The following is a 1,863-nucleotide window of genomic DNA, read 5'->3' on the forward strand; positions in this document are numbered from 1 at the left end:
CTGAAGGAGTTCGTTGGTCTCAGGCATCGATGGCCTCCTTGAGGGCCGTCGCGAGCTGCTCGGCCTTGAACGGCATGCCGTTGACCTGGTTGTAACTGTGCGCGTCGACCAGGTACTTGGCCCGGATGAGGGTGGCCAGCTGTCCCAGGTTCATCTCCGGGACGACCACCTTGTCGTAACGCCTCAGCACCTCACCGAGATTCCGTGGGAAGGGGTTGATGTGGCGCAGGTGGGCCTGGGCGATGGACTCCCCGGCCGCGCGCAGCCGCCGGACGGCGGCGGTGATGGGGCCGTAGGTGGAGCCCCAGCCCAGGACCAGGGTCCGGGCCTGTGCGGGGTCCTCGACCTCCACGTCGGGGACCTGGATGCCGTCGATCTTGGCCTGCCGGGTGCGGACCATGAAGTCGTGGTTGGCCGAGTCGTAGGAGATGTTCCCGGTGCCGTCCTGCTTCTCGATGCCGCCGATACGGTGTTCGAGACCGGGGGTGCCGGGGACCGCCCAGGGCCGGGCCAGGGTCTGCGGGTCGCGCTTGTAGGGCCAGAAGACCTCGGTGCCGTCGGCCAGCTCGTGGTTGGGGCCGTGGGCGAACTGGACCCGCAGGTCCGGGAGCCCGTCGGCCTCCGGGATACGCCAGGGCTCCGAGCCGTTGGCGAGGTACCCGTCGGAGAGCAGGAAGACCGGGGTGCGGTAGGTCAGCGCGATCCGGGCCGCGTCCAGCGCCGCGTCGAAACAGTCCGCCGGCGTCCTCGGCGCGATGACCGGGACCGGAGCCTCACCGTTGCGCCCGTACATCGCCTGCAGCAGGTCCGCCTGCTCCGTCTTGGTGGGCAGCCCGGTCGAGGGACCGCCACGCTGGATATCGATGATCAGCAGCGGCAGCTCCAGCGAGACCGCGAGCCCGATCGTCTCCGACTTCAGCGCCACCCCCGGACCCGAGGTCGTCGTCACCCCCAGCGCACCGCCGAACGCCGCACCCAGCGCGGCACCGATACCCGCGATCTCGTCCTCGGCCTGGAACGTCCGCACACCGAAATTCTTGTGCTTCGACAGCTCGTGCAGGATGTCGGAGGCCGGCGTGATCGGATACGAACCCAGATAGACCGGCAGATCCGCCTGCCGGCCCGCCGCGATCAGCCCGTAGGACAGCGCGAGGTTCCCCGAGATATTGCGGTACGTACCGGCCGGGAACGCCTGAGTGGCCGGGGCCACCTCATAGCTGACCGCGAAGTCCTCCGTCGTCTCCCCGAAGTTCCACCCCGCCCGGAACGCCGCCACGTTCGCCTCCGCGATCTGCGGCTTCTTCGCGAACTTCGCCCGCAGGAACGCCTCGGTCCCCTCCGTCGGCCGGTGATACATCCACGACAGCAGCCCCAGCGCGAACATGTTCTTCGACCGCTCCGCCTCCTTGCGGGCCAGCCCGAACTCCTTCAACGCCTCGATCGTCAGAGTGGTCAAAGCCACCGGATGGACGTTGTACGCCTCCAGCGACCCGTCCTCCAGCGGACTCGTCAGATACCCGACCTTGGCCATCGGACGCTTGGTGAACTCATCCGTGTTCACGATGATTTCCGCACCACGCGGCACATCCGCGATATTCGCCTTCAACGCGGCCGGATTCATCGCGACCAGCACATTCGGCGCATCGCCCGGAGTCAGGATGTCATGATCCGCGAAATGCAACTGGAACGACGAAACCCCAGGCAGAGTCCCCGCAGGAGCCCGGATCTCAGCCGGGAAGTTCGGCAGCGTGGAAAGATCATTCCCGAAGGAAGCCGTCTCCGAGGTGAACCGGTCACCCGTGAGCTGCATACCGTCACCGGAGTCACCCGCGAAACGGATGATCACCCGGTCCAGACGGCGGA

1 protein-coding gene is annotated in these 1,863 nt (G+C 67.3%); it reads right to left on the minus strand.

What is annotated here, in order from left to right:
* Positions 1-19: 19 nt before the first annotated feature.
* Positions 20-1,863: 2-oxoacid:acceptor oxidoreductase subunit alpha (locus ACZ601_RS39055; RefSeq protein WP_469547001.1), on the minus strand; the 1,844-nt coding region annotated here is incomplete at its 5' end.

The sequence above is a fragment of the Streptomyces sp. NPDC104307 genome, assembly GCF_055584045.1.